Origin of the sequence: Vibrio sp. 10N.261.52.A1, from assembly GCF_002876325.1 — a bacterium.
GTDB lineage: Bacteria > Pseudomonadota > Gammaproteobacteria > Enterobacterales > Vibrionaceae > Vibrio > Vibrio chagasii.
Map to the genome: position 1 here is coordinate 1 of NZ_MCYD01000907.1, position 5,411 is coordinate 5,411.

Consider the following 5,411-nt stretch of genomic DNA (forward strand, 5'->3'; position numbering starts at 1 on the left):
TATTAAACATAAATAATTAAATTAGTGAAAGCTTGTCTCATGAAAAAGCTCCAACCTGATGACACGATTTGGAATTTTCTCAATGACAAAGGTTAAAGTTGTGGAGGGGTTAATAGCCAGATATTTAATTAGAGTTAAAGTGTTGTGAGACCACAACACCGATGCCCACTATTTTCTCTATCAAAACTTATCCGTGAAGTCCTAAATTGGATGAAGTTGGTAATGATAGTTTCCTAATTCTTGATTCACTTGATGTTGCTCAAATTTGAAGTAAAGTTGCTCTGTTAAGCATTGAGTAAATTTATTTAGTTCGTTTGTATGTATGAACAATGAGATTGGTGCTATCAGGCGATTATCATCAAAGCAGTTATCAATGTTTATTCTATCTAGATAAACCACATCGACCTCTTGGGTTGGAGTCTCCTCGACGAGTTTTGTCTCTAATCCTACCTTCTCAAAAAGCTCTAATAATAAAGAAAGCTTATCAATATCATTTTTGCTCTCTATCGTTAATTGTTGATTTAAAATACTTTCTAAATGCTTTTCGATTGAGCCAAATTTATCCTTCATCAGACAGATCGTTTTAAGCTTTTTCTTAATAGGTTGATATCGAGCGTGTTTAATTTTTGGCTTCAAGAAATCAATAATGATCTTATTTCGTTGTTTTTCTTTAACAAAGCCACGATAACTACTCACTTTGAAGTAAAGATGAAGAAGAGTATTCTCGAAAGTTGATTTAAGCAGTGGATGAGATGAATGTTTTGACATTATTGAAGCCAGCTGTTTATCGGTCGAAAGAGGGTATCATAAAAGAGAGCTCTACAGTCGACAATAAACATAATAAAACAGTTACTTATTATTTATTGCCCCTATTGGCTCTAAGATCTGGATAGAATATTAATAAAAGCTTGTCACGAATTGCTAACATTTTTGCAATATTCATGAGTCACACTGTTGGCAATTATATACCATCAGGAGATGGGCAAGGTGCAATTTGTTAAAAGAACAATGTTGATATTTGGCATTACTCTCCTTTCTACAAGCAAATTATATGCTAATGGATTAGGGTTTAATTATCCAAGCAATGACAATGAGGGTCGTGTTGCGACGCCTGCCGATTCTTTTGAGTTTTTAGATATTAAGAAAACGGGCACTCAAGTCTCAGGAGAAGCCTTTCTTTACAGTTTTAGGCCTAAATCCAATCGGACTGGGCTGCTAACTAATGATAGGCAAAATACAAGAAATACCTCTCTGACACCGTTAAACTATGAGTCTCTTGAAATTCGAAGTCGTGTCGGTACGGTTACCGAGTCTTTCGAGTTTTTAAACATCAAGAGAGCGGATTCTCAAGCCTCAGGAGAAGCCTTTCTTTACAGTATCATGCCTAAGTCCAATCGAATTGGGCTGCTAACTTATGATAGGCAAAGCACAATAAATCCCTCTATTGTCCAGTTAAATTATGAGGCCCTTGAAATTCTCGAATGTGGAAGCGAAGAAGGGTTCATCTCAAGGAAGTCGGTTTATAATTACGAGCGTATCATGGGGGTTACTGGTTACGAAAAGACCGACTCCCCATGCCATATTGCTAGGAATAAGGAGTTTAAGTGGTTTAATGGCTTATCACTGGGCGTTAATACTTGGTATTCGAAAAGTTTAGATGGCGATGTGCAATGTTACTCGCTAGATGGCTGGAATTGCATTTGGCAGCCGGATTATACGAAAAGCTTAATTATAAGTAACAATAAGGCGCTGAGAAGCTTAGAGAACAATCAAGTTAGATTAGGGGACCTCCTAAACGAATACAATCAATTGATACTTAAAACGCAAGACGGGGCCTGGACAAGCAACATCAAACTCCCCAATATTTCAGACCAAAGAAAACGAATTGTCGTCGATGTTAATTCAACTTGGTCGGTCAATGTTCACTTACCGAATGGTAAGCACAGGACAGTCCCGAAGGGTGAAAAAATAAGTTGGATATATTTAGGGGGGGAATGGTTCGAAGAGGGCACGAATGTTAATGACTATGCGGGCATCACACAACTTGCAAAGCCTCTGACTTGTGGCAAGGAGCACAAACGAAGATGGGGAGGAACAGGCTACAGCCGAAAAGGGCATTGGTGTAGCAAGCTTATCAAGCTTGAAAAAACTCACGCAAAGCAGACTCTTCAAGCCACGATTGACTCAAAACTCGCTCATATGGATAGACTCTTCACGCAAATGGAGAGTTATGAACAACTCAAAATAGACACGGATAATGATTACTCATCGCGCTTGTCTGGCTTATCTCGAAAACGAAACCACAAAGCCCGTGAAAAAGGCATCGCGTGTGCGGTAGGGTGGTGGAATATACCAGGGTTAATAGCATGCTCAATACTTTCTTCTCAATATAAGACCCTCTCAAAAGCTTATGCTTCTCTCTCGAAGGAGAGAAGCGCTAAGAGGAAATCCGCACGCGATAAGGTTGAATTAGGCCGCAAGAATCGCTGGCATGAGCTTCATAAAACGTGGGCTCAGAGTGACAATACACACTTTGTTGCACTGCTAAAAGAAGAAAGCGCAACACTGGAAGAGCTGAGATCCATCAAAGATGAGTATGATAAAGAGGCCAGACAGGCGCACGCTGAATACTTAAAAGCAATACAGGATTATATGAATGAGACCGATCCTAGAAGTATTCTCATTCACTCAATTGAAGATCTTCCTCTCGTAGGGCCTGAAGTTAAACATATTGTCGATTATGCCGAGAACCCTTCTGATAGGAACTTACGAAGAATGTTGCTTGGGTTAGCGGGGCCTGCAGGAGAAGCCATTGAAGGTGGAATTGAATTGACGACCGGAGAAAGTGGGTTAGATCCGGGCACTCTAAAGTTTTTGACCGATGTCCTAACTGACCTTAGAGGTGATGACTCCCTCGGAGCAGCTTTAGAGGACATTGTTTCGGATGCCATCAATAATTTGGGGGATGAGGCAATAGAGAGTATTCGTCAAGCCGGACTCTGGAGAGATAATCCTGGAGAAGAGAATTTACTTCAAGTCGATTATCAAAACATTATTGACTTACGCTCACAATCTGAACGCATAGAATACGATTTTTGGAGGGGGGGGAGTAACGAAGAAATAAATGCACAACGCAAGTTTACACCTGACGATTTTAGATATGCTCGGTTCTTAGAGAATCCGTTGGCCTACAACCAAGCTTCACTTACTGATATTGAATATGCCAGTGGGGGGAGTCAATTCGAGAGTCGACTCGCTTCTATATTTAACCACACCTTTGGTTTAGGGTATCAAAATGTGGTGAAGGAAAATCCGAAGTACTCATCATGGACACGATCACAAGTCAATGAGGAGCTCTATAAAGTTCTATCGGACCCCGCCTATTACGAGGTACGTCAGCCATATTGGGTTGATTCTTCGGTGATCGGGAGCCGTCCTGCAGGGCTTATATTCAACGACGAGCACGCCTTTATCGTTCTCAACCGTAAGTTGGTGTCACGGGATAGTCCTGATTTTTATAAGTTTTATTTTGAAGAGCTGGGCCATATGCTTAACTGGTGGCGCTGTAAGATATTTGATGTGAGAGTGAGCTTCTGTCAAATAACAGGAGATGTAGGCGCTCGGTTCAGAGATGCGATTTTATTGGATGAATCCCTTCACACAGGTCCTTTCGTTTCATTATTAGCAGAATTACCAAACCATGTTGAAGTCGATCAGAATACGTTGCAGTTTACAAATGGCAGCTTTGCCACACTTGAAGGTTGGCCCAGCTATTACACGATGAATGATCATATCGCAGGGGCAGGAAAATTTTCATGGCTCATGCGGTTAGGCTTAGATGTCACGAGTGAAGAATTCAAATTTATTAGTGATGAGTTTGATATGGAAGTCACAATTAGTGCTCCCCAACCAGCATTGAAAGATAATCCCTGGAAAAAGTCCGCAAACGGTTATTGTAAAACAGACTTGGACACCGAATGCAATATGCCAACCATGTGGGTATCTATCGCATTTCGAGATGCTCTGAAGCTTTCTGTCACGAAAACGCCACAAATCAAAGATAGCCAGTTTGCAAAAACGGGTTTTGACCTGTCGCCTAGGTTAGTAAGAAAACACGGTGGAAAGCTCCCTTTTCAGCTAAGCTCTGTCAAGAGCACTCAATGGAACTACAAGAGTGACTATAATATTTATTCTAAGAAGTTCACCGCGGGTTTAGAAGCCAAACTAGACCTATGGAAAATGAATCATGCGATCGGAAGAAAAACCCCGAGCAAAATGCATAAGCCAGAATTTTCGCTTAAAACGACCCCGGCTTCTGGCAGTTATTTAGTCGAAATTGCAACAAGAGACACCACCGACTTTGCGGGTTGGCTGGCCGGTGATATAGCCTCATCGATAGCTGGATGTGCTGCAGGGTTTGCCATCGGTGTCGTCGCTGAGACAGATCCTGTTGTACTTTGCCATACGATGTCGGATGTCACTGAAGCGGTCGAATCCGCTTTTCAAGGCCTAGATAAAAAACCCACAATGCTGTTTGAGTCCGATGGGAATGTGACACTCCCTATATCGCTTGAATACAAATATGCAACCAGTGGGAATAAGCTAGCTGGAAACACTTCACCAAGCACTTCAGATTTCAAGACCGGCAGGGTGACATATAACCCAGACACTGGCACAAACGTGTGGTTTACGGACGGCAGTATGCATCCTGTAAGTCGTTCAACAGATCAGCAGATATCCTCCTTCAAGGGGAAAGCAAGCAAAGCATTTTCCAAACTGGGCAAAAGTACGCTTTCACCCGTAGCCGTATTCAGATTCAGGGTTGGATTTGACTATGCAGAAGAAGTAATACAAAAAGGAGAGTATGCTTTACCTTCCGCAATCGTAGAAGACTAAGATAAAGAAAGGGTGAGCCCACCTAGGCTTAGCTGTATATGAAGAAATAAATCGAGATTACCAATCACATAAGCTCCATTTCTATGAGTGAGTCACTCTAGGAAGTCCCTCCTTCGACTTAACTTGATTATCACCGTGACCACTCTCTGGGATACAAAGTACACCAGTCCGACAGGCTAGAAGGACAGATAAAATATGGAGAGAAGAGTGATGGCGTCTTTAGTCTGCAAGGTGGAGAAGGTTGCTCAGGAGCTGTCAGAGAGGGCGTTTACATCTATGGTTTACTTCCTCCCTTTGCCTGTTAGGCCATTACGGAAGGGGAGCCGTTTACTGTAGTGAGACCGCTACTGGGATATGAACGTTTGTCTTCGACGCTTTGCTGTACATATGCGAGCAATTAGCATGTGGTAAAAGAGGTGAGTCCTGAAGGAGAGAGTGTCTTAATCACTATATTAGAGTTCTGGTGACTTGAAAGAAACGCACATAGATGAAGATTTCTTATATAAATCATATAT

The 5,411-nt window shown here is 41.7% G+C and carries 2 protein-coding genes; one reads left to right on the top strand and one right to left on the bottom strand.

From position 1 onward, the window contains the following. Positions 1 to 201: 201 nt before the first annotated feature. Positions 202 to 768 carry a DUF2913 family protein gene (locus tag BCT81_RS19565; RefSeq protein ID WP_048617986.1) on the bottom strand — a complete coding sequence of 189 codons (567 nt, stop codon included), beginning with the start codon at positions 766 to 768 and terminating at the stop codon, positions 202 to 204. 219 nt (positions 769 to 987) lie between these two features. Between BCT81_RS19565 and BCT81_RS19570 the strand changes: the two genes are divergently transcribed. Then, positions 988 to 4,896 carry a hypothetical protein gene (locus BCT81_RS19570; RefSeq protein WP_133152662.1) on the top strand — a complete coding sequence of 1,303 codons (3,909 nt, stop codon included), beginning with the start codon at positions 988 to 990 and terminating at the stop codon, positions 4,894 to 4,896. The last annotated feature ends 515 nt before the right edge of the window (positions 4,897 to 5,411 follow it).